Source organism: Metapseudomonas boanensis, assembly GCF_018704125.1.
Classification (GTDB): domain Bacteria; phylum Pseudomonadota; class Gammaproteobacteria; order Pseudomonadales; family Pseudomonadaceae; genus Metapseudomonas; species Metapseudomonas boanensis.
On sequence record NZ_JAGTIS010000013.1, the window covers coordinates 107,152 to 129,946 of the forward strand.

At 65.4% G+C, this 22,795-nt stretch carries 19 protein-coding genes; 3 read left to right on the plus strand and 16 right to left on the minus strand.

The genetic code is table 11. From position 1 onward, the window contains the following. Window position 1 precedes the first annotated feature (1 nt). From J7302_RS20625 to J7302_RS20700, 16 genes are all read right to left on the minus strand, one after another. Window positions 2–2,365, minus strand: a complete 2,364-nt coding sequence (locus J7302_RS20625) for a phage tail protein (protein ID WP_215378940.1) — start codon at window positions 2,363–2,365, stop codon at window positions 2–4. Next, window positions 2,362–5,025 (minus strand): baseplate J/gp47 family protein, encoded by a 2,664-nt coding sequence (locus tag J7302_RS20630; RefSeq protein ID WP_215378941.1) that lies wholly within the window; start codon window positions 5,023–5,025, stop codon window positions 2,362–2,364. The genes J7302_RS20625 and J7302_RS20630 overlap by 4 nt, the downstream gene beginning before the upstream one ends. Further along, window positions 5,025–7,586, minus strand: a complete 2,562-nt coding sequence (locus J7302_RS20635; RefSeq protein WP_215378943.1) for a baseplate J/gp47 family protein — start codon at window positions 7,584–7,586, stop codon at window positions 5,025–5,027. Before J7302_RS20635 ends, J7302_RS20630 begins: the two co-directional genes overlap by 1 nt. A 12-nt stretch (window positions 7,587–7,598) precedes the next feature. Continuing rightward, window positions 7,599–7,985: a GPW/gp25 family protein gene (locus J7302_RS20640; RefSeq protein ID WP_215378945.1), complete on the minus strand. Its 387-nt coding sequence runs from the start codon at window positions 7,983–7,985 to the stop codon at window positions 7,599–7,601. 2 nt (window positions 7,986–7,987) lie between these two features. Next, complete coding sequence (locus tag J7302_RS20645; protein ID WP_215378946.1) at window positions 7,988–8,314, minus strand: hypothetical protein; 327 nt, start codon at window positions 8,312–8,314, stop codon at window positions 7,988–7,990. Beyond that, window positions 8,311–8,895: a phage baseplate assembly protein V gene (locus J7302_RS20650; RefSeq protein WP_215378947.1), complete on the minus strand. Its 585-nt coding sequence runs from the start codon at window positions 8,893–8,895 to the stop codon at window positions 8,311–8,313. Before J7302_RS20650 ends, J7302_RS20645 begins: the two co-directional genes overlap by 4 nt. Further along, the gene (locus tag J7302_RS20655) at window positions 8,895–10,040 is read right to left on the minus strand and encodes a hypothetical protein (RefSeq protein WP_215378948.1); all 1,146 of its coding nucleotides are present in this window, start codon (window positions 10,038–10,040) and stop codon (window positions 8,895–8,897) included. The genes J7302_RS20650 and J7302_RS20655 overlap by 1 nt, the downstream gene beginning before the upstream one ends. A 63-nt stretch (window positions 10,041–10,103) precedes the next feature. Next, on the minus strand, window positions 10,104–10,376 hold the full coding sequence (locus tag J7302_RS20660) for a hypothetical protein (RefSeq protein ID WP_215378949.1): 273 nt from the start codon (window positions 10,374–10,376) through the stop codon (window positions 10,104–10,106). 28 nt (window positions 10,377–10,404) lie between these two features. Then, a complete protein-coding gene (locus tag J7302_RS20665) occupies window positions 10,405–11,073 on the minus strand; it encodes a hypothetical protein (protein WP_215378950.1) in 669 nt (222 codons plus the stop codon). Continuing rightward, complete coding sequence (locus J7302_RS20670) at window positions 11,070–11,339, minus strand: hypothetical protein (protein ID WP_215378951.1); 270 nt, start codon at window positions 11,337–11,339, stop codon at window positions 11,070–11,072. The genes J7302_RS20665 and J7302_RS20670 overlap by 4 nt, the downstream gene beginning before the upstream one ends. Further along, a complete protein-coding gene (locus J7302_RS20675; RefSeq protein ID WP_215378952.1) occupies window positions 11,336–13,489 on the minus strand; it encodes an ATP-binding protein in 2,154 nt (717 codons plus the stop codon). Before J7302_RS20675 ends, J7302_RS20670 begins: the two co-directional genes overlap by 4 nt. After that, the gene (locus tag J7302_RS20680) at window positions 13,486–14,655 is read right to left on the minus strand and encodes a Pvc16 family protein (RefSeq protein ID WP_215378953.1); all 1,170 of its coding nucleotides are present in this window, start codon (window positions 14,653–14,655) and stop codon (window positions 13,486–13,488) included. The genes J7302_RS20675 and J7302_RS20680 overlap by 4 nt, the downstream gene beginning before the upstream one ends. 2 nt (window positions 14,656–14,657) lie before the next feature. Beyond that, window positions 14,658–15,512, minus strand: a complete 855-nt coding sequence (locus J7302_RS20685; RefSeq protein ID WP_215378954.1) for a hypothetical protein — start codon at window positions 15,510–15,512, stop codon at window positions 14,658–14,660. Continuing rightward, window positions 15,509–16,243, minus strand: a complete 735-nt coding sequence (locus J7302_RS20690; RefSeq protein WP_215378955.1) for a hypothetical protein — start codon at window positions 16,241–16,243, stop codon at window positions 15,509–15,511. Before J7302_RS20690 ends, J7302_RS20685 begins: the two co-directional genes overlap by 4 nt. A 6-nt stretch (window positions 16,244–16,249) precedes the next feature. Next, window positions 16,250–16,771 (minus strand): phage tail protein, encoded by a 522-nt coding sequence (locus J7302_RS20695; protein ID WP_215378957.1) that lies wholly within the window; start codon window positions 16,769–16,771, stop codon window positions 16,250–16,252. A gap of 12 nt (window positions 16,772–16,783) precedes the next feature. Beyond that, on the minus strand, window positions 16,784–18,670 hold the full coding sequence (locus tag J7302_RS20700) for a phage tail sheath C-terminal domain-containing protein (protein WP_215378959.1): 1,887 nt from the start codon (window positions 18,668–18,670) through the stop codon (window positions 16,784–16,786). A gap of 792 nt (window positions 18,671–19,462) precedes the next feature. Here J7302_RS20700 and rfaH point away from each other — a divergent pair. The 3 genes from rfaH to J7302_RS20715 all read left to right on the plus strand — a co-directional run bounded on the left by rfaH (window position 19,463) and on the right by J7302_RS20715 (window position 22,579). Beyond that, window positions 19,463–19,966 (plus strand): transcription/translation regulatory transformer protein RfaH, encoded by a 504-nt coding sequence (rfaH, locus tag J7302_RS20705; RefSeq protein WP_215378961.1) that lies wholly within the window; start codon window positions 19,463–19,465, stop codon window positions 19,964–19,966. Window positions 19,967–20,044: 78 nt separating this feature from the next. Further along, complete coding sequence (locus J7302_RS20710) at window positions 20,045–20,977, plus strand: peptidoglycan-binding protein (RefSeq protein WP_215378963.1); 933 nt, start codon at window positions 20,045–20,047, stop codon at window positions 20,975–20,977. A gap of 30 nt (window positions 20,978–21,007) precedes the next feature. Beyond that, window positions 21,008–22,579, plus strand: coding sequence for an esterase/lipase family protein (locus J7302_RS20715; RefSeq protein ID WP_215378966.1), 1,572 nt, complete (start codon window positions 21,008–21,010; stop codon window positions 22,577–22,579). Window positions 22,580–22,795 lie beyond the last annotated feature (216 nt).

The following is a 22,795-nucleotide window of genomic DNA, read 5'->3' on the forward strand; positions in this document are numbered from 1 at the left end:
GTCAGGAGACGGGTACTACCAGCGGCCTCACGCCAACCGGCATGAATTCCTGTAGCCGCACGTGCAGATTGGTCCACTTGTGCGCCTCCAGCAGAAAGCCGAAAGCGCCCATTGCGTCGTCGTCCGGGCCAAGCTCGCGCACTCGGCGGTCGCTTTCGCGCTGGAGCTGTGCGTAGCCTGGGTCGTTGAAGCGTTCCGAGGTGAAGACGATGCGTGCATCCGGCGCATGCACGCAGAAATGGTTCGGCGGCAGGCGGTCGGCATCGCTGCTGAATGCGCTCCACTTGATGCAGCCGCGCTGGTTGTCCAGCACCTCGAAGCGTTGCGTGAAGATGCCGCCCAAGCCGCCGACCGCGGCGACGCGCACCGGGCCGAAGCAGGTCAGGCCGGCGAAGTCCAGTGCGGCCGCCCAGTTGTTCGACGGATCGGTCGCGGCGGCGATGGCGAACAGGCCGGTCGGCGCGTCATCGAAGCCCAGGCCCGCGTCGACAATGCTGTCCTGGATGTCGAGCCGGTAGCGCGGGTCAACGGCGAGAGAACCGGTGATCGAACGTTGGATCACGATATCGGGCGTGGGGACGAAGGCGTCGATGTCGGCCTGAGCGCTGAAGCCATAGCCATCGACCAGGCGTAGCGCAGGTTGCATGGGCGCCCGGTCGCCGTTACGCAGGCTGTGGCCGCCGGGGGCGAGGGTGCAGCCGATGATCTCCAGGCGCGCGACCGCCGCGCGATCGATCAGCGCCTGGCCGGCGGGGAAGGGCGCGGCTTCGTCCGGTGCAATATACAGGCCCTGTAGCTGGACCTGGGGTACGAACGGCGTGGCGTCGCCGGCCACGACCGGGCGCAGCGACAGGGGTTGTGCCAGCAGCACGATGGGCCGGTGTTCGCCGGCTGCGCGAATGGTCAGTGAGTGTGCGAGCCGCAGCGAAACCGTACCGTCGACGGCCGTGTCTGGGAGCAGGGACACGTCGATGCGGTGCACCAGGCTGTCATGAATCTCGATGACCACGGGCGCTGTCGCGTCGGCCAGGCCGTCCAGCGCGGCTTGCAGCGTCATGCCCCCCGACACCTCACCGACCCGGCGCAATTCCACCATTGGGTCGAGCGCCGGGAAGTGCCGCGTTACCGGGTGCGCGCCGACCGGCCCGGCGGCGCCGTAAGTGAAACTGGTGAACAGGCGCGACACCAGGGTGCCGTTATCCAGCACCATCAGTTCAGCGGCCTGAGCTGCTGTTTCCATGCCGACCAGGATACGGCCGATGTCGGGGTCGATGACGATCTCACCGATCCGCAGTGGCCGACGCAGGCCAGTTTCCCAGGCACAGAGGTTGTCGCCGCGGAACTGCCAGTGCCATTGCGGGAATGGAGCCGGAGGCACCAGGAGCGCTGCCAGCGTTTGCGGTATGAACAGCTGCAGGCCGACGTCGCCCAGGTCGAAACCGGTCGGCGGCGCCACCCCGGCGTTGTAGAAATCGACCTGCACATAGGCCTCGGGATGGCCCGCAGGCGTATGGCTGGTGAGGCGCGCATCGAGTATCGGGCCGGGCACGGCATCGGCTTCGGTCAGTGGCGAGACGATGCCTCCCGAGGTTTCTGCGCGCAGGAAGCCGGGGCGGCTGGTGTTGAACAGGCGCACGGGGATGTCCAGTGGATGCAGATCGAAGCGCAAGGCGAACCGAGCCAGGCCCGCAGGCTGGGCACCGAGGTCGATCAGACCCTTGGCCAGCGGTCGCACCCGCGGTAGGCGATAGGCCGCAAGCCGCCACAGGAAGATCGCCAGGTTCGGCAGGTTGATGGTGCGTGCATCGCCCTGTGCGGGCTTTACGTCGGCTGTATAGGCGAAGGGATCGAACGGTGTGCCGAGCAGGGCCAGTGCGGCGGGGTCGCGGATTGGCGCGGTGCCGCCACGGGGCACGTCGAAGCGCGTCAGCGTTGGGGCACCGTAAGACGGTTCGCCGCCCGCATCAGGCCGCTGGTGATTCAAGTGCTGCGACCAGGCGAGATTCTCGCGCAGTTCGACGCTGCGGCAGGCCCAGCCGGTGAGGTTGACGGCCAGGCGTTCGATGGCCCCCAGGGTGCCCTTGCGCCGCCGCAGGGCGATCGTGTCGGCCACGTCGGCGCGCAGGGTGCGCGGGTCGCCTTTCAGGTGCGTGGTGCCGAGCAGATCCGCCAGGTAGGGGATGACCCAGTCGTCGCAGGTGTCGATGAACAGGTCTTCGTAGAGCTGCGCGATGTGCTCGTGAAGTGCACCAAAGGGCCCTTCGACCGCCGCGAGATAGGCGCGCAGCTGGTTGGGTGGCGTGACCTCGGCATCGCGGGTGCGGTAAATCTCCGGCAGACGCTCGAACAGCGGGACGGTGCTCATGCGCATTCCCCTGCGGATGGTTCACTGACCGAGGTCAGCGTGAGGTGCTGTGCGGCGAGCTGCAGCAGCTCATGCCCACTGCACGGCAGGACCTGTACCACCGGCCGCGGCGCCGCCGGGAGCATCAATGTGGCGGGGTTGCTGGCCCCGGCTGCGAACAGGCCGAGCGCGGTGACCTTGCACCACAACACCCCGGCGACGTTCTGCAGGCGCCCTTCGATACGGCTGGCGTACTCCGGCTCGCCAAGACGTCGTGCATGCAGCCCGAACAGGCCGCTGTGCTCGTGCGGGGTTTGGCCGGCGAGGCCGAGGGTGGCACGCAGGGCCCCCTCGACATCCTCCTGCCGGTAGCTCGGGTCGCGGGCATAGCTGAGGTCGACGAACGCGTAGCGCAGCAGCGCCTGCTGCACCACCAGTGAGAAGCGGTCCGGACCACGGCAGCGCTGGGCGTGGGCGAGCGTCGCCTGGACGTCGGCGAACTCGGCCTCGCGCCCGGCCTCCAGCAGCACCCGCAGGATCACCGCAGGTACGCCGGCATACAGGTCCCACGCGGCGGTGGCGGTCACTACACCGGGCACAGCGAGGGTTTCGGTCTCGTAATCGCGGATGCTGACCAGCCGTCCCAGGCTCTGCACCTTGCCCGGTGCGGCCTCGCGCGCTTTCCCGCCGTCTTCCGGATCGGTGCCACCGGAAACGATGCCGGCCAGCGACAGCTTGTCGAAGCCGGGCGGACGCTCACTGGCGGTTGGCGTGGCGCCGGGCTTGATTGGCCCGTGCGCGCCAACACCGCTGCGGTAAATGGCCACGACATTCTTCAATCCCGACGGCAGGCGCGCCCCCGTCTCGCCATCGCCAAACTGCACGAAGCTCTGGCCTTCGGCACTTTCCCGAACGATGTAGACGCGCTCTTCTGGCCCCCGTCCGTAGAACGCGTCAACGCGCGTCCAGAGGCGGCCATCGACCCAGACTTCGAGCTCAGGGGTTTGCGGCGGGATGCCACCTGCGGATAGGAAGTAGGTCAGCGGTGATTTCGGAAGCGGGAAGGTCTGCCACGTCTGCCGGTGGTCGCCATTGCCGAGTACGGCCTCATGCTCGGTCTTGCCCTGGGAGGCGTCGACCAGGTTGCCGAAGACCGTGACCTTGGGTTCGGTCTCGTCGAAATCCGCCGGTATGAAGGGCAGGGGGGGGCGGTCGAAGCTCAACGGCCACATCCTGGCGATATCCGGCGTCGGCGGGGTGAAACTGGCGACATTGCTGGTGCACACCAGCTCGACGCTGCGCCCGTCCCGGTGCGTCAGGTACAGCCGCCGACCGGCCAGCGCCTGCGCCTGCCGGCCGGTGCCGTAGAAGCGCAGTGCATGGGTGCCATTGGCGAAGGCGCTATCGGTGGGTTTGGATACCGGCTTCAGCGTGAGCGCCGGGCTCGTCACTTCGTGAATCAGGTAGTCGCGCACATCGCTGAAGGGCGAGCCGGACATTACATGCTTGATCAGCGGCTGGTTGAGCGTCAGCAGCGTGCTGGCACCGTTGAGGTTGCCGAAGCCGATCGTGCGGGTTTCCACGGCGGCGATGCTGCGCACGACGCTCAGTGCAACCGGTGTGCTGACGCCGCTCTTGCCGACCCGCGACTGCACGATCACGTGTGTGCCGGGATTCAGGTCGGTGATTTCCGAGTCCAACGGGATCAGCGAGGACGGCAATGCAATCGACGAGCTGGTATTGAAGCAGTCGTGGTTGGCATAGATGTGCCGCTCGAAGTAGGTATTCGACTCCAGCGCACCGACGATCTCGCTACCGCTCTTCTTGCTGGTCACCGTCTTGACCGGCGCATTGTGGCCGAAGTGGCGGAATGTGCGGTTGACCCGATAGGCCGTTACGGGCTGGTTCCAGGCGTGCTGTAGCGGCGCATCGATGTCGACGATGATGCGGCCGAGCAGGCGCGTGACCTGCTTGACCTTGACCACCTGCGGCGCTTGCTGGGTGGCGAGCGTCGAGCCGCTGCTGGTCCATCCCGGCTCTGGCGGTTGCAGCAGCAGGCGGTCGCCGACCTTCAACTCGAAGGCGGCGAGGCTGGCCGTGTCGGTGGCGCTGGCGACGCTGTGCAGCTCGAGGGAGGTGCTGCCAGCGGCCAGGGTCGCCGCGTAGGCCCGTGGCCGGTACAGGTTGAAGCGTCCAAGGTGCGGCCAGGCGCTAAGCTCGGCATCGGTCTGGAAGTCGGCGGGTGTCGCCAGGTTCTCAAGCTCCACCTTGACCGCAAAGCCCTTATGGATCGTTAACGGCTGTTCGCCGCGTGCCTCGAAGGCGAGGGTGGCGCGTCCGCCGATGCCCGGCGCCAGGCGGTAGCCCGTGAGCCGCACCAGTTCGGCCACGCTCTCGCGCCAGGCGGCTGTCCGCAGGTAGGCCTCGTTCGCGTAGTGCTCCTGGTAAAAGCTGAGGATGTCGCCGAGGATGGCGGCGCCTTGCAGCAGGGCAATAGCGGGGTCGTCCGGCTCACGGTGGGTCCAGGCAGCGAGTTCCGGTGCGGCGTCGATTCCCCGCGTCATGGCCTCCAGGAAGTCGGCGTAACGGCCAATGCGGTAAGCGATGCGCGGCAGGCCAGGGCGATTGTCGGCACGGCGCGGGAAGATGAAGGGGTCGGTGATCAGTGGATTGCACGCCATCATCGCCTCCCGCCCTGCACATCGAAGCGGATCAGCCCGCGTTCGAGGTGGTCCGGGTCGTTGGCCAGCAGCACGGTCTCGTCGAAACCGATCTCCAGCACGGACGCGCCAGGCACGCCGGGCAGCGGTGCCGAGAAGCGCTTCATGGTGATGCTCACCACATGCGTGATGCCGGCAATACGGTGGATGCGGCCTTCGATCATGCTGCGGTGCAGTGATTGGCCGAAGGTCCATTGGTCCGGGTGGAAGAAACCGGGTCGGCCATCCGATGTCCAGCCGTCGGAGAATTCCTGCTCCAGCACGAAACGCAGGTCCTCGCGCCAGTAGGCTTGGTCCGCGCAAACGACCACGTGGATTTCCAGTGGCACATAGCGCGGCGGGCGCAGTTCGATGTCCTCGCCGATCAGCCGTACCGCTTCCAGGTGCTCGGCAATGCGCGGGCGCAACTCGTCCCACAGCGCATCCGAGCGCTCGTCACCCAGTGCGTAGAAGCCGGCCGGGTCGATGGCGATGCGCACTGTGCGCCAACTGCCGGTCCAGGCGTAACGCGCCACCGCGCGCGAAACGCCGCTGACTTCCTCGGCGCGGCGGACATAGTCCGCCAGCGTGACGGCCCGCAGCTGGCGTGCACGGAACGCTTCGGGTGCGTTGCGGCGGATGCGTTCGGGCAACTCCGGGTCGCGGCCGTCGGTCACGTCGAAGGGGTTGGTCACCGCGACCACCGCGCCGTCCAGCAGGCCGGTCAAGGGCTTGAGGTTGATGAGCTGGTCCGCGCCGATGTTGCCCGCATGGCCGACACCCACTTGATATTGAGCATGCACCACCGCAGCCGAGGGCAGCAGGCGTCCATTGGTGCCGTTGCCGAAGCGCAGCACGCTTTGCCGGTGCTCGTCGGTCTCCACCATGTAGTGGTCGCCGTTCTCTGCCGAGTCGTCGCTGTGCACGAGGCTCTCCACCTCGTCCCATTGCTCACGGGCCGCGCCGGGCGGTTCGACCTGCAGCCACAGCGTCGAGAGCGCCGGCTCCTCGCCGGTTGGCGCTCCACCATGACTGGGTGGCAGGTAGGCGAGGGGCCCGACATCGGGCAGTTCGGCAAAAACCCAGTCACGGCCGTTGCCATAGCGGTCCAGGCGTGTGAAGTGGCGATGTTTGACGGTGTCGGTCTCGCTCGGCAGCAGCGTACCCCGCTCGTAGAAGTGCACCTCCTGCGGTCGGCCTTCGTGCACTGGCAGCAGGTTGCCGTAGAAGATCGACACGTCTTCGACTTCGGTTGGCGGTGGGCCTGCGCAGAAGGTGGTGAAGCTGTAGTCGAAGCGCAACGCATCGTCTTCACGCCAGTGCACGCGGACGATCCAGGTACCGGTTACCGGGTCGAAGATCGATTCAGCAGCGCCGCGATCGACGTCGTCACCCGGCAGCAGGCGCAGCAGCTGCCGCTTGGCGCGGTTGCTGCCGGCCGGGGCGCCGGTCAGCGGGTTGAGGACTTCGGCGATCAGCATCTCCCGCCACAGACCGTTGCGCACCCGGTCGCGAAGGGCGTCGGCTTCCAGTTGCGAGACGAGGCCCGCCAGTGGCGCCAGGTCCGCACTGGTGCTGCCGGCCGCCAGCGCCGGCTGTGCGTTGCGCCAGGTGTGCAGGCGCAGGCGATTGAGCAGCGGGGCCAGCTGTTGGCGGTGCGCTGCTTCGAGCCGGTTCTGGCGGCTGGAAAAGAACACGGCATCGTCCGCGGGCGGGTCGTCACCGGTCCAGACCACCAGTTCCTGATCATCGAGGGTGAACGGCGCCTGGCCGGTCTCCACGTCAACCGCCAGCCAGGTGCTTGCCTGGTTGCCCTCGTGCAGGTGGTAATCGACCAGCCGGGCGTGGCGCGCCAGGGAAACGCGCTTACGCGTGGTGGCCAGGTAGGCCTCCGCCATGACGCGGTCCTGGAAGTCGCTGAGCTCATCGGCAGCCGCGGCGAACAGATCGATCAGCACCTGGTCGTGGTCGGCTTCGCTGGTACTGGTCCAGCCCGGCACGCGCTCGGCCATGGCCACCATCAAGGTGTGCCGGAAGGAGTCGTAGTCCTTGGCCAGGTAGTCGATGGCCGGGTTGGGTGTTGGCGGGCGGCCCGGTTGCGGTGGAGCGCAGTCGTTGGTGAAGCACCCGGGGCGAAACTTGAAGCCGATGGCGCTGAAGAACGGATCGATCAGACTGGCGTTCCAGACCAGTTCCAGGCGGTAGGTCGAGTAGTCGCCGACCGGCTCGATGCGCAGGCCCAGGCGCGTTGCGTCCAGCGCGGCCACGGCCGTGACCCGCACCTGCCCGGACGCATTGCCGGCGACGATGCGCGAGCCGCCGCGCAGGCGAAATACCTGACGGGCGCGGGCCGGGTCGCCGCCGATATCGGCGAGGATCGCCGCCAGGTGCAGGCCGTTGAAGAAATGCAGATCGATGTCCGCATGGTCGGGGTGCGCCCCAGGCGGCAGCGACACCAATGCGAGCTTCAGGCCATCGAGGCCGTGGCTCTGCAGCACGTCCGCGCGATCGTCGACCAGATCGGGAAAGGCAATGGCAGCCATGGCGGGCAGGTCCTATCGAGAGTTGCGCTGGAACTTGATGACACGCGAATCCGGGCTGCCGGCGGGTCGGTACTTCACCGTCACCTCCAGCGTTGCGGCGGCGTCGTCCCAGACCACGTCGATCAGCTCAACCGTCAGGCGGTGGCCCAGCCAGCGCGACAAGCCGTTGGTGATGCGCGCCTTGACCACGCCGCGCAAGGCTTCCGAGGCCGGCTCGAAGACCAGCTTGCGTACGCCCGCACCGAACTCGGGCAGGAACAGCCGCTCGGCGGGGCTGGTCAGCAGCAGTTGCAGCAACTCATCGCGTACGTGCGCGTCGTCGTTCGTCGGGGCGACGGTGCGCCCGTCGCTGCCGATGCGGAAGGGGAACGCGAGATGCCGTCCATTGGAAAGCGCCATGCTCATATCCCTTTGGCTTTTTGTTGGACTTGCACGACAACGGCGGTGCCTTGGGGCACTTGCGCGGCGTTGAGACACAGGCCAACACTGGTCTGGAGCAGCACCGGCACGTTGTGCAGCGCGGTCTGCGTCGCGGCGGTCACCCAGCGGATGGACACGCAGGGCGAGTAGGCGCCTGGTGCGAACGGGCATCCGACGACGGGGTGGACGTCGGTCTGCAGCAGCATCGGTGCGCTGTCCACCAGGGCCTCGGTGTTCGTGGTGATCAGTTGTGCGACGCCGCCGTGCGGGCACATCACGAGGCTGCTGGTGGTGAGGATCGGGATCATGGCGGCACCCCGAAGGTCATGGCGCCGTTGACCAGGCTGACACCGGCCAGACCGACTTTGATCAGCCCGTTGTTCAGCGAGATGTTTTCATTGGTGATCTTGATTTCGCAGGCACCGCAGGTGATGACGACCTCGTTGGACGAGAGGGTGATGACCTTGGCGATGGTCCCGTCACCGTGTACGACCTTCACCTCGTTCGCCTCGTCGTCGAGGATCACCTTGTGGCCTTTCTCGGAGACAATGACGCGCACGCCCGCACCTTGCGGCTCAGGACGCTCGCCGTTGGCCCACCAGGCGCCGGACCAGATCGGGTTGTCCAGCTGGCCGGCCTCGAACTCGATCCATACCCCGGAACCGACCTTGGGCAGCATGACCATGCCGTGGCCGTCACCGGCGAAGGGCGCAGCAGGCAGCGCCCAGCCACAGGCGTGTTCGCCCAGCACGGCGGGGACGGTGGCGCGGATGCGGCACTGGTTGTTCGGGTCGTCGACGTCTGTGACGATGCCTCGGTACTTGCCGTAGTAGCTGCTGCCGACCCGCTCGACGAGCCGCTCGACCGTACGCTCCATCAGGTCATCCATCAGAAGATCCCTCCGCTCGCCGAAACTGACAGTTGCAAGCCACCGCCCAACGCTTGCGCGACCGCCGCACCCGAGATTTCGCTCATCGAGTCGGTCTTGGCTTCCAGCTGCTGCGTGTACAGCGATGGCGTGATGTGGTGGACCACCTTGGTGATCAGGTAGTCGCCGCTGTAGGGCGTGGCGCCGGCATCGACACGCACTTTCTGGTAGGGCATCAGCAGGCCGCCGTAGCAACCGGGGATGACCTGGCTGGTCAGCTTGTAGACATAGCCCCGGCGTCGCGCCCGTGCGGTGGCGGCCGCGGTCGGGTCTTCACGGGTGTTTTCCGCGGGGTTCAACAACCGTCGTGGCGTCAGGTCGACCGGTAATGCCGGCAGGTTGCGCATCAGGCCGAGGTCCGCGGCGCTGGTTTCGAAGCTGGTGACGCCCTGGTCATCGACGCGCAATACCTGCGCCTGGGTGCGCTCGCCGCCCTCTGGGTCCTGCATGACCGTGGCATTGGCGAGGTTGCGGCCGTTGCCGATCAGCACCAGCGGCGGCAGATCTGCAGCATCGACCGGGTCGGCCAGGAAGCAGCCGATGCTGGCGCCCGGCTGGTCACCCGGCAGCACATAGGCATGGCGATCATTGGCCGTTGCCAGCTCACGCAGGAACTGCAGCACAGTACCGCGGCGGGTGGTGGTCTCGGGCGTGGACTCGGTGGCGTCGATACGGGTATTGCCGATCTCGGTGAAACGGCCGAACAGCTCGGTGGCGATGTCGCTGGCCTTGCGGTGCTCGAAGGGTGGTTCGGTCTCTTCGTCACGGTTGAGAAAGGCGCTATCGTCGCGCACCACCAGGGTCGCCGTGCTGCGGCCAGGCTGCGAGTCGAGGTCGGCGTCGATGCTCACCAGCGGCCCGTCGATCAACGCGGCAAAGCGGCCATTGCCGATGTCCAGTTCAACCCGCACGCGCGAGAAGGGCTCGCTGGTTTCGCCCGGCCAATGCAGCCAGGCACCGTTGGCATCCAGGCATAGCACCATGCGCAACTGAGCTTCCCAGAACGCGTCCATTTCCTGGGTGACCTCGATCTCCTCGATGCGCCGCAGTTGCTCCTCGCTTGCGGCGTTGTCGCCGAACCAGACGCGGAATCGTTGCTCGGCCATGGTCATTCCTCCCGGACGGCCGCCCTACGGAGCGGCAGGCAGGAACCGCAGCGGGGCTTCATGTCAGCGCTTCGGCACGACGACGGTGTCGCCGGGCTCGTCAACGAGGGTGCGGCCGTCGAGGGCGGTGTTGGCGTCAGCGATATGCCAGAACTGCGTTGCATCGCCTGTGCGTGCCTGGGCGAACAGGTCGAGGCGGTCGCCGGATTGCACCATCTGCGGATCGCCGCTCGTGGGTGTCAGGTAGCGCAGCTTCAAGGCCACCACGGTTTCGCCAGACGAGGTGGTGGTTTGGACCGTGGCGACCCTGGCGTAGCGCGAGTTCTGGAGAAACATGCGGCCTCCTGCTCTGTTCTGTGGCCTGCTACAGGGGAATCAGTTCGACGATCTGTTCGGCGGTGTTGGCCAGGTTGGCGATCGCCTGGGCTTCCTTGGCGATGGTCGAATACTCCAACGCACCCTTGGCCAGTACGTCGTCGGAGCAATCGTCGACGGCGATCACGCTGAGCTGGATGTCGACCTCGGCACGGGTCGGGTTGAGGATTGCGTCGTACTCGAGTTCGGAGATGCTCATCGAATCGATGGTCACCGGCAGGACCCGTGTCAGGCCCCAGATGAACAGGATGCGCGGGTACTTTTCACGTGGTATCGGCTGGGCCGGGGCGTCATCACCGCCGCCGCCGAGCGCATCGCCGATCGCATCGATGGCGGCGCCGATCAGGCCGGCGATCTTCGCACTTGGCAGGACCATCTTTTCCAGCGCGGCGAGTTGCGGGCCGATGCCGAACAGTTCGGCCAGGACCTTGCCCTCATCGAGCATGTTGGCAGCGCTGAAGTGCGCCTTGAAGCTGATTTTCTCGAAGGTCTTCTCGCCCGCCTGGGCCGTCTCGCGCTGGGTGGCGCCGGTGGGACGCGGGGGAATTTCCAGCGTGCGCGTCAGCGACTCGGGGTTGAACTGGAAGATCACCACATTCGGGATGGGGCCGATCAGGTCGGTGCCGTACTCGATCAACGCACCGCGCAACAGGGTCATGGCTGCTCTCCCCGAAGGGTGCTGGCGATGCGCTGGGCGATGCCGGCTGCAAGCGCCTGGGCACTGGGCGCTGCCGGGCCGGCGAGCTGGCCTGCATCGAGGCGCTCGCCTGACAGCGCTTGAGGGTCCTGTCCGGCCAGGGCCTGGGCGAGCGCCGGCCCGAGCAGCCGCGCTGCCGCTTCGGCGGTTTCTGCCGGGATGCCACGCAGGTCGAGTTCGAGCGCATTGATGTGCAGGCGACGACGGGGCAAGGAGGGCGCGGTCATCGTTTGGTCCTCCGGGTAGCGACCAACTCGGCGTAAGGGCCGAACTGGTCAAGGCTGTTGGCGCGGTCAAGCTTGTCGTATTCACGCTGCAGGGCCTGGACCACGGCGGCCATCCCCAGGCGCCGCGGCGCGCCATCGGCCGCGCTCTGCAGGCATGCGTGGAAGACGATGCCGCGAATGTGGCCACCGGCCAGGGCAAAACGCTGGGCGAGGAACTCGAAGTCGACGTCGCTCGTATCGACCCCGGTGGGGATCACGCTGTGCCAGATGCGCAGCCTTTCTGCCGGGCCCGGCAGTGGGAACTCGACGACGAAGCGCAGGCGCCGCAGGAAGGCTTCGTCCAGGTCCTTGCGACGATTGGTGGCGAGGATAGCCAGGCCCTTGAAGCGCTCCATGCGTTCCAGCAGGTAGCTGATCTCCAGGTTGGCGTAGCGATCGTGCGCATCCTTGACTTCGGTGCGCTTGCCGAAGAGGGCGTCAGCCTCGTCGAAAAACAGGATCACGTCTGCGGAGTCGGCGGCATCGAACAGCCGGCGCAGGTTCTTTTCCGTCTCGCCGATGTACTTGTTGACGACCTGGGAGAGGTCGATGCGGTAGAGCGGCAAGGCCAGTTCGGCGGCGATGGCTTCGGCCGCCATGGTCTTGCCGGTGCCCGGTGGACCGGCGAAGAGCGCGGCCAGCCCGCCTTCGTTCCAGGCCCGCGCTGTGCCCCAGTCGTAATGCACACGGGTCAGGTTGTGCATCGCGGCGATGATTTCGTCGACCTGCAGGGCCTGTGCGGGAGGCAGCATGAGCTCGCTGAGCGCGAAGCGTGGCATGACGGCTTGGGCCAGGGTGCCGAGGTCGAGGTCGGCGCGCGCAGCAGTGAACAGTTCGGCTGGCCTTGGGGACCGCCCCAGGGTCGCCAGCTCGGCGCCCACGCGGGCAATCGCCGCCTGTTCGTAGCGGAAGCGGCGGGCAAGCTCGGGAAGCACCGGGGCGAGCGCGGCGTCGGGCAGCTGTTGCTGCCAGCAATCGAGCCGTTGCGCATAGCTCAGTGGCGGCACCTGGATGGTCGGCAGCGCGGGACCCAGCCCGCGCAGCTCGGCGCGGTCATGGGCGCCTACGAAAATCGTCAGTGCGAGGCCCGGCAACGGCGGAGTCGTCAGCCGGGCGTCGTGGGCCCCGCTGTCGGCCAGGATGGCGGCCGGCAGGTACAGGGCACAGCCACGCAGCCACGCGGCGCACATTGCCTGGGCCAGGTGCTCGCGCGGTAGCGCGGGGCTTGGTTGCACGGTAACTACGCCGGCGCGTTCGGCACAGGCAGCGGCCACTTCGGCGAGGGGTGCGCCGGGTGGGCCGATCACTGGAACCAGCTGCAGGCTGTCGCTCCGTCCATCGCCGGCAAGGCTTGCCACGACGGCGCAGACGCGTGCGACGGTCGCTGCATCGAGATCCTGTGGCAGCAAGGCAGGCATGATCGCCTCCAGCGCCGGTGGCAGTTCAGCGCCGGCAAACAGCAGCTCGCGAGCGACCAGTGAGGGCACCGACAAGGTGGCTTGCCAGTCATACAGCGCCGTGCCGGGCAGCGGCGTGAGCAGACCATGGCGCAGCAATGCGTGGGCAGGGTCGAAGCAACACAGCAGCTCATCCGGCTCGTCCCACAGGCGCTGTGCCAGTGCCAGGCTGGGGCCGTTGCGAACGGAGTCGTTCTGGCAGCTTGAAATCACGGGTCCCGCGGCGCTGTCGATGCTCGGCAGCAGAGCCAGAGCCAGTACAAAACACTCGACCGGGGCGAGCCGCAGGTGCTGTGCAACCCAGCCGAAGGAGCCGCGCACGGCGTCACCCGCGCCAGGGGGGGCGGCCATGGCGATGCGACCGCTGAGGTAGCGCGCGGTGACGTCCTGGGCGAAGAACAGGCTCTTTTCGCGTTCGTAGCGCAGCAGGTCGAGCGCATCCAGCGCCCGGTCCACGCTTGGCGGTAGCGCCGCCCCCTCTTCACCGATTACGCCTTGGAGGCTGCGCTCGCGCCACAGCCAGCAGACTTCACGCCGCAGCCGCAAGGTGACCTGGCTCAGCCAGTACTGCGCGAGCGCATCCTGGCCTCGAACACCGGGCAGGAATGCGACGGGGTCTGGGAGCTTGAACGCGGCGAGCGGGTCGGTCGTCATGGCACCACCACGATTGGACTGGCTTTGGCCTGCTGGTTGTTCACTCGCAGGATGACGCGGTAACTGCCGGCCGGCACGGCAGCGGCGGCGCCGGGGATGGTCAGGGTCTGCTGGTCGGGGGCGGTGGTCACCACGTCGAACAGGTGCACCGTGACCCCATCGGACTCCCGGTAGAACAACACCATCACGTCGTCTGTGTCGTTGCCGAGCAGCAGGCCTTGCAGTTCCAGGTCGCCGCCGACGAGCGCGGCGCTGGTCAAGGTTGGCAATAACCGTGCTGCCAGCAGGTTGCTAGACCGCGCGCGGGTCGGCGACAGTCGGCGGCGAACGACCAGCGGCATCTCGCCGGCCGAGAGCGTAGCGCCGGAAGCAATCGGGGTGCCGGGGCTGCCTTCGGCGGTGACCACCAGCCGGTTGACGTGGCGCTCGACGATCACCAGCTGCACGTTGCCGAGCAGCGCTTCCAGGGTGCTGGCGTTCAGGTCTTCGCCATACAGCGTCAGCAACGCGCCGGCCTCGAAGCGGGCGGGCTCGACCCGGTCGAGCCGGGCGCCCATCGATGGAATCACTTCGATTCGGACGCCTTCGCCACCGATGATGGTTTCCGGTGTCGTGCTGTAGTCGACGCCCACCAGCAGGGCACTGCGCGGCAGATTGCCCGGCACGATCATCACCGGCCGAACCTGGAAGGCCACCGAGAGCCGGTAGCGTTCATCAGTGCCTTGCATGGTCTTGGACTGCAGGTCAACGCTCGATTCGTCGAAGCTCAGCTTCAGCGGTTCCGGGTTGTTTTCCAGGGCAAGGCGCACGTCCAGCGCCACCAGTGGGTCCAGGCGCAGGAAGCTGAGTTCGTGCAGCGCCGCCATGCCACGGCCCAGCAGGTCATGCGCGGCAGCGGTGTCACTGCTTTCGCCGTTGTCGAAGGCCGTCAGCAGGAACTTCAGGATCAGCCACAGAGGTGGAGGCTCGCCGTCGCGCAGTGAGAAGTTGCGCAGCTGCGGATCGAAGCTCGTCTCATAGAGGTACAGATTGAGCTTTTCGGTGGTGTCGCTGTTGGCCGCGTCTTCAGGCTTGCCGATCGACACCTCGAAGCCGCGGCGGATCAGGTGGTCCTGCAGCAGGCGCGTCACTGCGCCAATCGCCTTGCCGGAGTCTGCGAGTGCCATGGTCAGATCCGCCGCAGGGCGCGCCGTGACAGGGCGCTGCGAGGCGTGATGGATGGGCCGGCAGCGCGCTGCGCTGCGCTGGGCGGTGGCGGCACTCGGGCGACGGTCTGCGGCGTCGGGGCCTCTACGCGTAGATGGATCGCGCCGATGGAGATCTCGAACAGCTCATCACGCGGCGAAGGCGACGCTGTGACTGGTGCCGCCAGCGGTGTTGCCGGGGTGCCGGGACGGCGTGGCGTATCTTCCCCAGGAGCCAGCGGGTGCGCTAGCGGCTGAACCTGTGCGGGCTGCGCGGATTGTGGCCCGGCTTCTGCCTTGGCAACGGGTGTCGATATCACCGCGTGGGGTCTTGCGGGTTCGGTTGGCGCTACAAACCGCTCGCGCGGTGCGCTGGCCCGGGGTTCGGGAGACGCCTGTTGCGGATCAGCCGCGACCCACTGCATAGCTGCGCGCACCAGTGCGTGAGCCTGTGGCGGCGGAACGGGCGCAGCCGGGGCGACGGAGGGTATGGGCGGCTCCGCCTGTTGCGTGCGGAGATGCACCCCGGCTGCGTGTCCGTCGAAGGCTAATGGTCCGTCGGCCAATGCGCGTGCTTGGCTGATCGCGGCCATCGGCCGAGCAGGTGGTGGATCGAACTCACGCTGTGATGCAGGCGCTTCGTTGGCTATTACTGCGGTTTGCGGCAGCGTTGCGGGTTGCGACGATAATGCAGGCAGCGGTTGGATGACCGGCACGCTGTGCTGGATGTCGATCGCGACCAGGCTTGGACGGCTGGCGGGAGGTGCCTGGCGGGTCGGCATGCTGCTGCCTACCGTCAGGCCGCTTGAGCGCATCAGGGAATCGAAGTAGTCGCTCATGATGGGTTCTCGATCAGTGCGAGGTACTGCGCCCGGCGTGCCGGGGGAATCGCCAGCACGTCGGATTCGGTCCAGCCGTAATGCGAGGCCAGGCAGTGGACCTCGATCAGCAACGCGCGCTGGCGTGCACGGAGCCGGGTCAATGCCGTTGCGTCGAGGTCAATCGGTACTTCATTCGCGGCGCCGCAGGCGGGGCACTGGCAGGACACCGTGAACGCCACCAGTGGGTCTGCCTCCGCGACCAACTCGGCCAGTCGCACCTCGTCATCCGGCTGAACCTGGCCGTCCTGAAGCAGAGCATCGAGCATCATGCGCACGGCTTCGGCTCGTGAGGCCGGCATTGCCGCGTGCCACTGGCGCAGGTCTCCGCCGGTGGGGCGCCGCAGCGTCACCGAGCGCTGCCCGTCCAGTTCCACCTGGATCGGCCCCATCTCGCCCGCGCTTGCGGCCAGTGGTTGCAGTGGCAGTTCGAACTCGAACGTCTCACCGCAACTACAGGGGGCCGTGAAGGGCAGGGCATCGACCCGCTCGGTGATGGCGACCAGTCGCAGCAAGGCCGCAGTGCGCAGGCTCACGGGAAGCGCCCACCAGTAGGTAGGGTCAGGGTGCCCGCCACATTGCGCGAGCAGCCGGGTCACGAGGCCCGGTCGGTCTTCGTCGCCGAAGTCGAGGTCGAGGTCGGTGATCTGGCCGAATGGGCGCAGCATAGCGGGCGATGGCGACAGGTCCATGGTGCGCTATCCCCCCGCGAGCGAGGGTTCCGTGGGTTCGGACACTTCTGGATCGCGCTCCCAGCCCTCGTTTTCCAGCTTGAGCGTCTGGATGGCGATGGCGTTGGCGTTGGCGTCGAGGTCGGGCATCGCCTGGAACTCGGAGACCCAGCAGCGGTAGATCTTGTAGGCCAGCACGACCTGGCCGGCTTCGTTGTAGACCTCGAGGATCACGTCCTTGCGAAAGTCCTTGAGGCTCACTTCGGCGCCGAGGCCGGTGCCCACGTGCCAGACCTTGTTGGCCCAGGCCTCGAACTCGAGGTCATGGGTGACACCGCGTTCCAGGGTGATGGCTTCGTACTTGGTGCGGCCGGGCGACTTGCGCGTGGTGGAGGGGTCGCCGCCTTCGCGGTGCTCGACCACCTCGGTGGTGCGCTTGAGCGCCCCGACCTTGCTGACGCCAGCGACGTAGCGGCCGTCCCACTTGATACGGAATTTGAAGTTCTTGTAGGGATCGAACCGATGGGTGTTAACGGCGAACTGGGCCATGATCCGACTCCCTTATTGCAGGTCACCAGCGATCTGCTGGATGGTGATGACAACGAATTCCGCCGGTTTCAGCGGCGCGAATCCAACCTGGATGTTGACGATGCCGAGGTTGCGGTCGGCCTGTGTCGTGGTTTCCTTGTCGCACTTGACGAAGAAGGCCTCCTGCGGCGTGATGCCTTGGAACGCGCCCTGCCGGAACAGGCCATTCATGAAGGCGCCGACATTGAGGCGGATCTGCGCCCAGAGCGGTTCGTCGTTGGGTTCGAACACGACCCACTGCGTGCCGCGGTACAGACTCTCTTCGATGAACAGGGCCAGGCGGCGGATCGGGATGTACTTGTACTCGTCGGCCTGCGCATCGGCGCCCTTCATCGTGCGCGCGCCCCAGGCGACGCGGCCATAGGCCGGGAAGCTGCGCAGCACGTTCACGCCCAGCGGGTTGATCTGACCGTTTTCGAGGTCGTTGACCGGCAGGGCCAGGTCCAGCACGCCGTTGAGTGTGGCGTCGGTGCCGGCAGGCGCCTTCCAGACGCCGCGTGTGGCGTCGGTGCGCGCATAGATGCCGGCCAGGGTGCCCGAGGGGGCCATGGCGCGTGGCCGCAGCCCGTCCAGAGGATCGACGATGCGCACAGGTGGGAAGTACGTCGCGGCATTGCGCGATTGCGAGGCGCCGTTGGCCCAGCCGCCGATGGTGGCCAAAGCAAGGCCGGCCGGGGCATCGACGATGTAAAAGGCCCGGCGCAACTCACACAGCGCAGTTGCAGGCGGAATCACGCCAGCCACCTGGCCAGTGGTCATGTCGAAGGTTTCCGGGATCGACAGGATGTTGAACAGGTCCACATCCAGCAAGGCGTAGATGCCGGTCTTGGCCAGTTCGTTGCCGACCAGATTGGTCGCGCCGCCTCGTGTGCCATCGGCGCCGGGCGATGAGGGCACTACATTGCTCACAACGTCGGGGCGGTGCTCGGCGGCGCCGGTGAATTCGCGCCCGCCGTTGGCGAGCCCCATGTGGATGGTCGCGCTAAGTCCGCCGAAGGAGCCGCCCGCAATCATCACGCTCGATGACTCACCGGCGGTCAGCGATTCGAGGGTCAGGTGCCCGTTGCCGGCGCCACCGTCGGCACCCGTTTCGGACGCTTGCAACTGCGCGCCCAGACCCGCTGCCGTGATCGCATCCGTGGCGGCGGTGACCAGTTCGCCGATGTTGTTCCAGGGGGAGTCGGCGAGGGTCAGGAGGAAGGGAGTCGTGCCGTCCAGCGTGCCGCCAATGGTGTTGTTGGTCGGTGCGAGCGGGAACGCGATGGCGGTACTGACAGCAAGTCCGGCTTCGGCGAATACCAGGCCGGCATGGCGCGTCACGCGGACCAGCGCAGAGGCGTTGTTGATCACCGCTTCAGCGTACTGCGGCGAGTTCGGATCGAGGGTCAGGTTGCGGTGCGTCTCGACCGGGACGAGCGTGGTGCCATCTGGCTGCAACTGCGAGACGACCAGGTTGAAATCTGCATCGGGATTGCGCACGCCCGTATGCTGAACCGTGAGGCGCAGGCCGTTGCCCCAAGTGCCGGGGCTTGCCGCTGTCACGTCGAGCACGTCGTCCGGAGTTCCATCTTCCAGCACCCAGGAGGCGGTCGCGTGGTTGATTGCCACGCGCACGATCAAGGCTTGTGTGCCGCCATTCATGAAGAACTGGCGTACGGCGTAGGACAGCGGACTGTCGCGATCCAGCCCGCCGTAACTGCGCTCGAAATCGGCGAAGCTGGTGATGGCCACGGCTTTGTCAGGCACACCCTTGCGCGTATAGCCGACGAACGCTGCGATCGAGGTCGCAACACCGGTGATGGTGCGTACCCCGCTGGCTTTTTCGACAATGTAGACACCGGGATAGCTGACTTGGGCCATGGCGCCGACTCCTGTGCTGTGCAGAGGACCCACCCAGGGACTGTCCGGCAGGGACTTTCCTGGTGGATTGTGTGTAGAGATCAGTTCACTTGATCGAGGGCGGACATATGAGTGCGTACAGTTGTTTCTTTGTTCAGCGGCAACACTGTTGGCCAGGCAAGTAAGTCGACACTTTAATGTCGCTTACACCTGAAGTTATCGAGTGAATTTGTTTTCAGGGTTTCTGAAGTTCTTTTTTTGACGTAGTTCAATCCAGTCTGGTTAGAAGTAAGCGGCCAGCTAGAAATTAACGCACTCAATAAAAGTGGTGAGGGCTGTTTATGGCTGATCTTTTGGAGTAATGGCACTTCGCGAGCATTGCCAAGGCAATCTCATGACGATCTTCTGCATCCGCGCTGCGGTCAGAAAAGCATCATTCTCTCAAGGAGTTAGCGAAAAGCTGAAGTAGGGCAAGGCTACCGCCAGCCGCGATTCGTGGTGGCGGCCAGGTTTTCCGAGCTGAAACATGTTCACACCAAACTGACACAATTCCGTCTGCTGTAGTTGATGGCAAAGTGCCCTCATATATGGGCATCTGGGAAAGTGAATTTCAGGATAGTTCGGCTATGAAGACCAACAATTCTTCCGCCAGGTGAAGTAGGGAGTTTCCGACAAGCGGACATCCTGGGAAGTATATTGAGCCGAACTTGCTGCCTGTTTGACCGTTAGTCGGCCGGCTGGTGCTGCACGCCTGCAGTGTGATCAGAGAAGAACTAACGTCAGGTCAAAGTTGGCTCTCGCTAGGGACGGCATATGAACTCGAAAATGAAAATACCGGAATTTGCATGGTACCTCGTGCAGTGCAAGACACGGCAGGATGAGCGGGCGCGCGAGCATCTCCTGCGCCAGGGCTTTGGCTGCTTTTGCCCGACCATGGACGTAGAAACGATCAAACGGGGCAAGCTCAGGCGGCTCTGTCAACCGATGTTCCCCGGTTACCTTTTTATCCACCTGCATGCCCAGGACAACTGGACGGCACTGCGCTCCACCCGAGGTGTGAGCAGGATCGTCAGTTTTGCCGGGCAACCTTGCCGTGTTTCCGATGAGATCATCCGACACCTCATGCAGCGTTGCGCCACGGCGGCTGAAACCGCGGTGCTCAGTCCCGGAGACAAGGTCCACGTCAAGGTAGGCCCCTATGCCGAGATGGATGCGATCTTCCTCTCCATCGACGGCGAGGAGCGGGTGATGTTGCTGCTGAATATTCTCAATCGGGAACAGCAGGTGCGAGTGCCGTTATCCCACCTGGTGGCTTGAGCAGCTGCGTCCAGTTGCCCGGATGGCACGGTGCAGTGAACCGTGCACCGAGCCCATCAGCAATGTGGGAGAACCATCATGCTTACGCTTACGCAAAAGAAGACCGCCCAGGCGATCGTCAACATCTTCGAAACCGGCAGCGTGCTGGGTGACTACGGCAACGTCACTCTGATCAGAGGCGATACAGGCCACCTGACCTTCGGCCGATCACAGACCACGCTCGGGTCCGGCAACCTGCATGAGTTGCTCCAGCGCTACTGCCAGAATCCTGGTGCTCGATTTGCCACGCGGCTGAATCCTTTTCTCGGACGCTGCAAAGCGCGTGATGTCGCGCTCGACCAGGACCGGCATCTTCACAACATCCTGCGCGCCAGCGCTGATGATCCGGTGATGCGGGAAACCCAGGATGCCTTCTTCGACCAGGTGTATTGGCAGAAAGCCGAGCGCGCAGCCGGCGAGCTGGGCATCACCACACCGCTAGGCATGGCGGTGGTCTACGACAGCACCGTGCACGGCTCCTGGGAGCGTATTCGTGATCGCGTCCAGGCCGAATCCGGGAGCTTCGACACGCTGGGTGAGCAGGCGTGGATCAAGGCTTACATCGAGACCCGCGAATCCTGGCTGGCCAACCACGATAACGAGGCGTTGCATCCTACGGTTTACCGAATGGAGGCCTTCAGGCGCCTTATCGAACAGAACCACTGGGGGCTTGATCTGCCGCTGGTGGTGCGCGGGTTGGAGATTTCCACGGCCACCCTGAACGGGACGCCCCCGGGCTGCTACGACGGACCGCAACCAGGCAGCCGTGTGCTGACACTGCAAACCCCGCTGGCGCGTGGGCTGGATGTGAGGCTGGTGCAATTGGGCCTGTCCCTTGCGGGTTCCGACATCAAGGCCGACGGTGTTTACGGGCAAACCAGTGCGGCGCGGATCAAGGACTTCCAGCAGGCGCACGGACTGCCGGCGACCGGCGTCGTGGACGCAGCGCTGATCGCACAGCTGGTGGCGTAGTCCTGCCTGAACATGCAAGGAGCTTACGCCATGGCCAACCCGAGCCTGCATCCTTACCATCCGATCATCTACGTGCGCGGTTTTGCCGCCACTACCATCGAGATCGAGGACGCTGTTTCCGATCCCTACATGGGCTTCAACCTCGGCTCGACGCGGGCACGCCAAGCCTGGGGTGGTGATACCCATCGCTTCTTCTTCGAGTCGCCACTCGTGCGATTGATGAGCGAGCACGGCTACAACGATCTGTTCGACAACGGGCAGGACCAGCTCGACACTCCCGGCGCGCTGCTGCCCTATCGCTGTGTGGTTGTCTACCGCTATTACGACGAAGCTTCCGAGGTGTTCGGCTCCGGCGATACGCCGCCCATGGAGCATTTCGCCAAGCGCCTCAGCGAGTTGATTCTCAAGCTCAAGGCAAAGCTCCTGGAGAACCCAGCCAACCACCTGGTGCCCGCCGACTTTCGCGTGTACCTGGTCGCTCACTCCATGGGCGGGCTGATTTGCCGTGCCTTCCTGCAGAACCCTGCGCTCGGATCGAGCGAAGCCCGCGCGGCCGTGGACAAGGTCTTCACCTATGCCACTCCGCACAACGGCATCGACATGCGCATCGTGCGCAATGTGCCGGGCTGGCTCACCTTCGGTGACGTTGACAATTTCAACCGCGAACGCATGGCTGCTTACCTGGCGCTGCCCAAAGGCGATGACGTGTCGATCGTCCAGGGCTTTGCGCCGCAGCGAATATTCAACCTGGTCGGCACCAATCCCAAGGATTACCGGGTCGCGGCTGGAGCCTCGGCCTGGGCGGCGGGGGAAGCCAGCGATGGCCTGGTGCGCATCAGCAATGCCACCACCCATGGACCCGGTCCTGGCGGCACGAACATCGCTTCGCCGCGCGCCTTCGTGCACCGAAGCCACTCCGGCTACTACGGCATCGTCAACTCGGAGGAGGGATACCAGAATCTCACCCGTTTTTTGTTCGGCCAGTTGCGCATGGATGGCGTGCTCGACATCGATGACATCAGCCTGCCTATCGAGGTGCAGAAGGCGCTGGATACTGGCAAAACCGTGAGGGCGTCCTACCAGTTCGAAGTGGCAGTGAGTATTCGTGCCTGCCAATGGCAGATCACCCGCCGCGAATTGCGAGAGAACTCGGCGATTTTTCGCACCTATGCTCAACTCTTCCCCGGTGCCGATGGCACGGTGCGCGCGCCCGATCGCAGCCAGAGCCCGCATCTGTTCTCGGTGTTTCTCGATCCGACGAAGAGCGTCAAGGCGTCCGGCTCGGTCAGCCTTGCCTTCGAGTTGAGGATCCTGGTTCCGGACTATGAAGTGGATGGGCTGCTGTTCCTCGACAGGCACTACGAAGGTGGTTACATCCTGCAGCGGCAGATCATCGTCGAGGCTTTTCCCGGCCCGAGTGCGATCGGTGGCTGGAGCCTGAAGTACGGTTTTCAGGAAACCAACCCCGGCAAGCCGGGCATCGTCGCTGACAGCAAGCCCCTGGCCGATGGGCCTGGTGTGTGTTTCAGCATTCCCATCGAACAGAAGGTGCGTCCAGGTGTGAAAGGGGCCTTGCGCATAGAGGCGCGGCCCTGGAGTTGACAATGGCCCTTGGGGTATCCCGTCACCCAGGCTTCCGTACGTCTGGTGCGGGTGGCCTGCGCCCTCACTCAAACAAAGCCTGAGGTGTTAAGGGCAAAGAGTGCCGTGGCATTTGGATACCTTCGGCGGCGGGGAGGCTGGCGATGCGCAACCTGCTTGATATGGATCAAGAAAATCCGGCCGCCGAGGCTCAAGGTGAAAAAGGTGATTGGCGGT

What these genes read in the sequence shown, in the direction of transcription:
- J7302_RS20700 (WP_215378959.1), bottom strand. Translation starts at nt 18,670, where the DNA reads ATGGCCCAAGTCAGCTATCCCGGTGTCTACATTGTCGAAAAAGCCAGC.
- J7302_RS20625 (WP_215378940.1), bottom strand. Translation starts at nt 2,365, where the DNA reads ATGAGCACCGTCCCGCTGTTCGAGCGTCTGCCGGAGATTTACCGCACC.
- J7302_RS20645 (WP_215378946.1), bottom strand. Translation starts at nt 8,314, where the DNA reads ATGATCCCGATCCTCACCACCAGCAGCCTCGTGATGTGCCCGCACGGC.
- J7302_RS20675 (WP_215378952.1), bottom strand. Translation starts at nt 13,489, where the DNA reads ATGACGACCGACCCGCTCGCCGCGTTCAAGCTCCCAGACCCCGTCGCA.
- J7302_RS20690 (WP_215378955.1), bottom strand. Translation starts at nt 16,243, where the DNA reads ATGGACCTGTCGCCATCGCCCGCTATGCTGCGCCCATTCGGCCAGATC.
- J7302_RS20695 (WP_215378957.1), bottom strand. Translation starts at nt 16,771, where the DNA reads ATGGCCCAGTTCGCCGTTAACACCCATCGGTTCGATCCCTACAAGAAC.
- J7302_RS20640 (WP_215378945.1), bottom strand. Translation starts at nt 7,985, where the DNA reads ATGGCGCTTTCCAATGGACGGCATCTCGCGTTCCCCTTCCGCATCGGC.
- J7302_RS20635 (WP_215378943.1), bottom strand. Translation starts at nt 7,586, where the DNA reads ATGGCTGCCATTGCCTTTCCCGATCTGGTCGACGATCGCGCGGACGTG.
- rfaH (WP_215378961.1), top strand. Translation starts at nt 19,463, where the DNA reads ATGAACTCGAAAATGAAAATACCGGAATTTGCATGGTACCTCGTGCAG.
- J7302_RS20650 (WP_215378947.1), bottom strand. Translation starts at nt 8,895, where the DNA reads ATGGATGACCTGATGGAGCGTACGGTCGAGCGGCTCGTCGAGCGGGTC.
- J7302_RS20685 (WP_215378954.1), bottom strand. Translation starts at nt 15,512, where the DNA reads ATGAGCGACTACTTCGATTCCCTGATGCGCTCAAGCGGCCTGACGGTA.
- J7302_RS20715 (WP_215378966.1), top strand. Translation starts at nt 21,008, where the DNA reads ATGGCCAACCCGAGCCTGCATCCTTACCATCCGATCATCTACGTGCGC.
- J7302_RS20660 (WP_215378949.1), bottom strand. Translation starts at nt 10,376, where the DNA reads ATGTTTCTCCAGAACTCGCGCTACGCCAGGGTCGCCACGGTCCAAACC.
- J7302_RS20670 (WP_215378951.1), bottom strand. Translation starts at nt 11,339, where the DNA reads ATGACCGCGCCCTCCTTGCCCCGTCGTCGCCTGCACATCAATGCGCTC.
- J7302_RS20655 (WP_215378948.1), bottom strand. Translation starts at nt 10,040, where the DNA reads ATGGCCGAGCAACGATTCCGCGTCTGGTTCGGCGACAACGCCGCAAGC.
- J7302_RS20710 (WP_215378963.1), top strand. Translation starts at nt 20,045, where the DNA reads ATGCTTACGCTTACGCAAAAGAAGACCGCCCAGGCGATCGTCAACATC.
- J7302_RS20665 (WP_215378950.1), bottom strand. Translation starts at nt 11,073, where the DNA reads ATGACCCTGTTGCGCGGTGCGTTGATCGAGTACGGCACCGACCTGATC.
- J7302_RS20680 (WP_215378953.1), bottom strand. Translation starts at nt 14,655, where the DNA reads ATGGCACTCGCAGACTCCGGCAAGGCGATTGGCGCAGTGACGCGCCTG.
- J7302_RS20630 (WP_215378941.1), bottom strand. Translation starts at nt 5,025, where the DNA reads ATGGCGTGCAATCCACTGATCACCGACCCCTTCATCTTCCCGCGCCGT.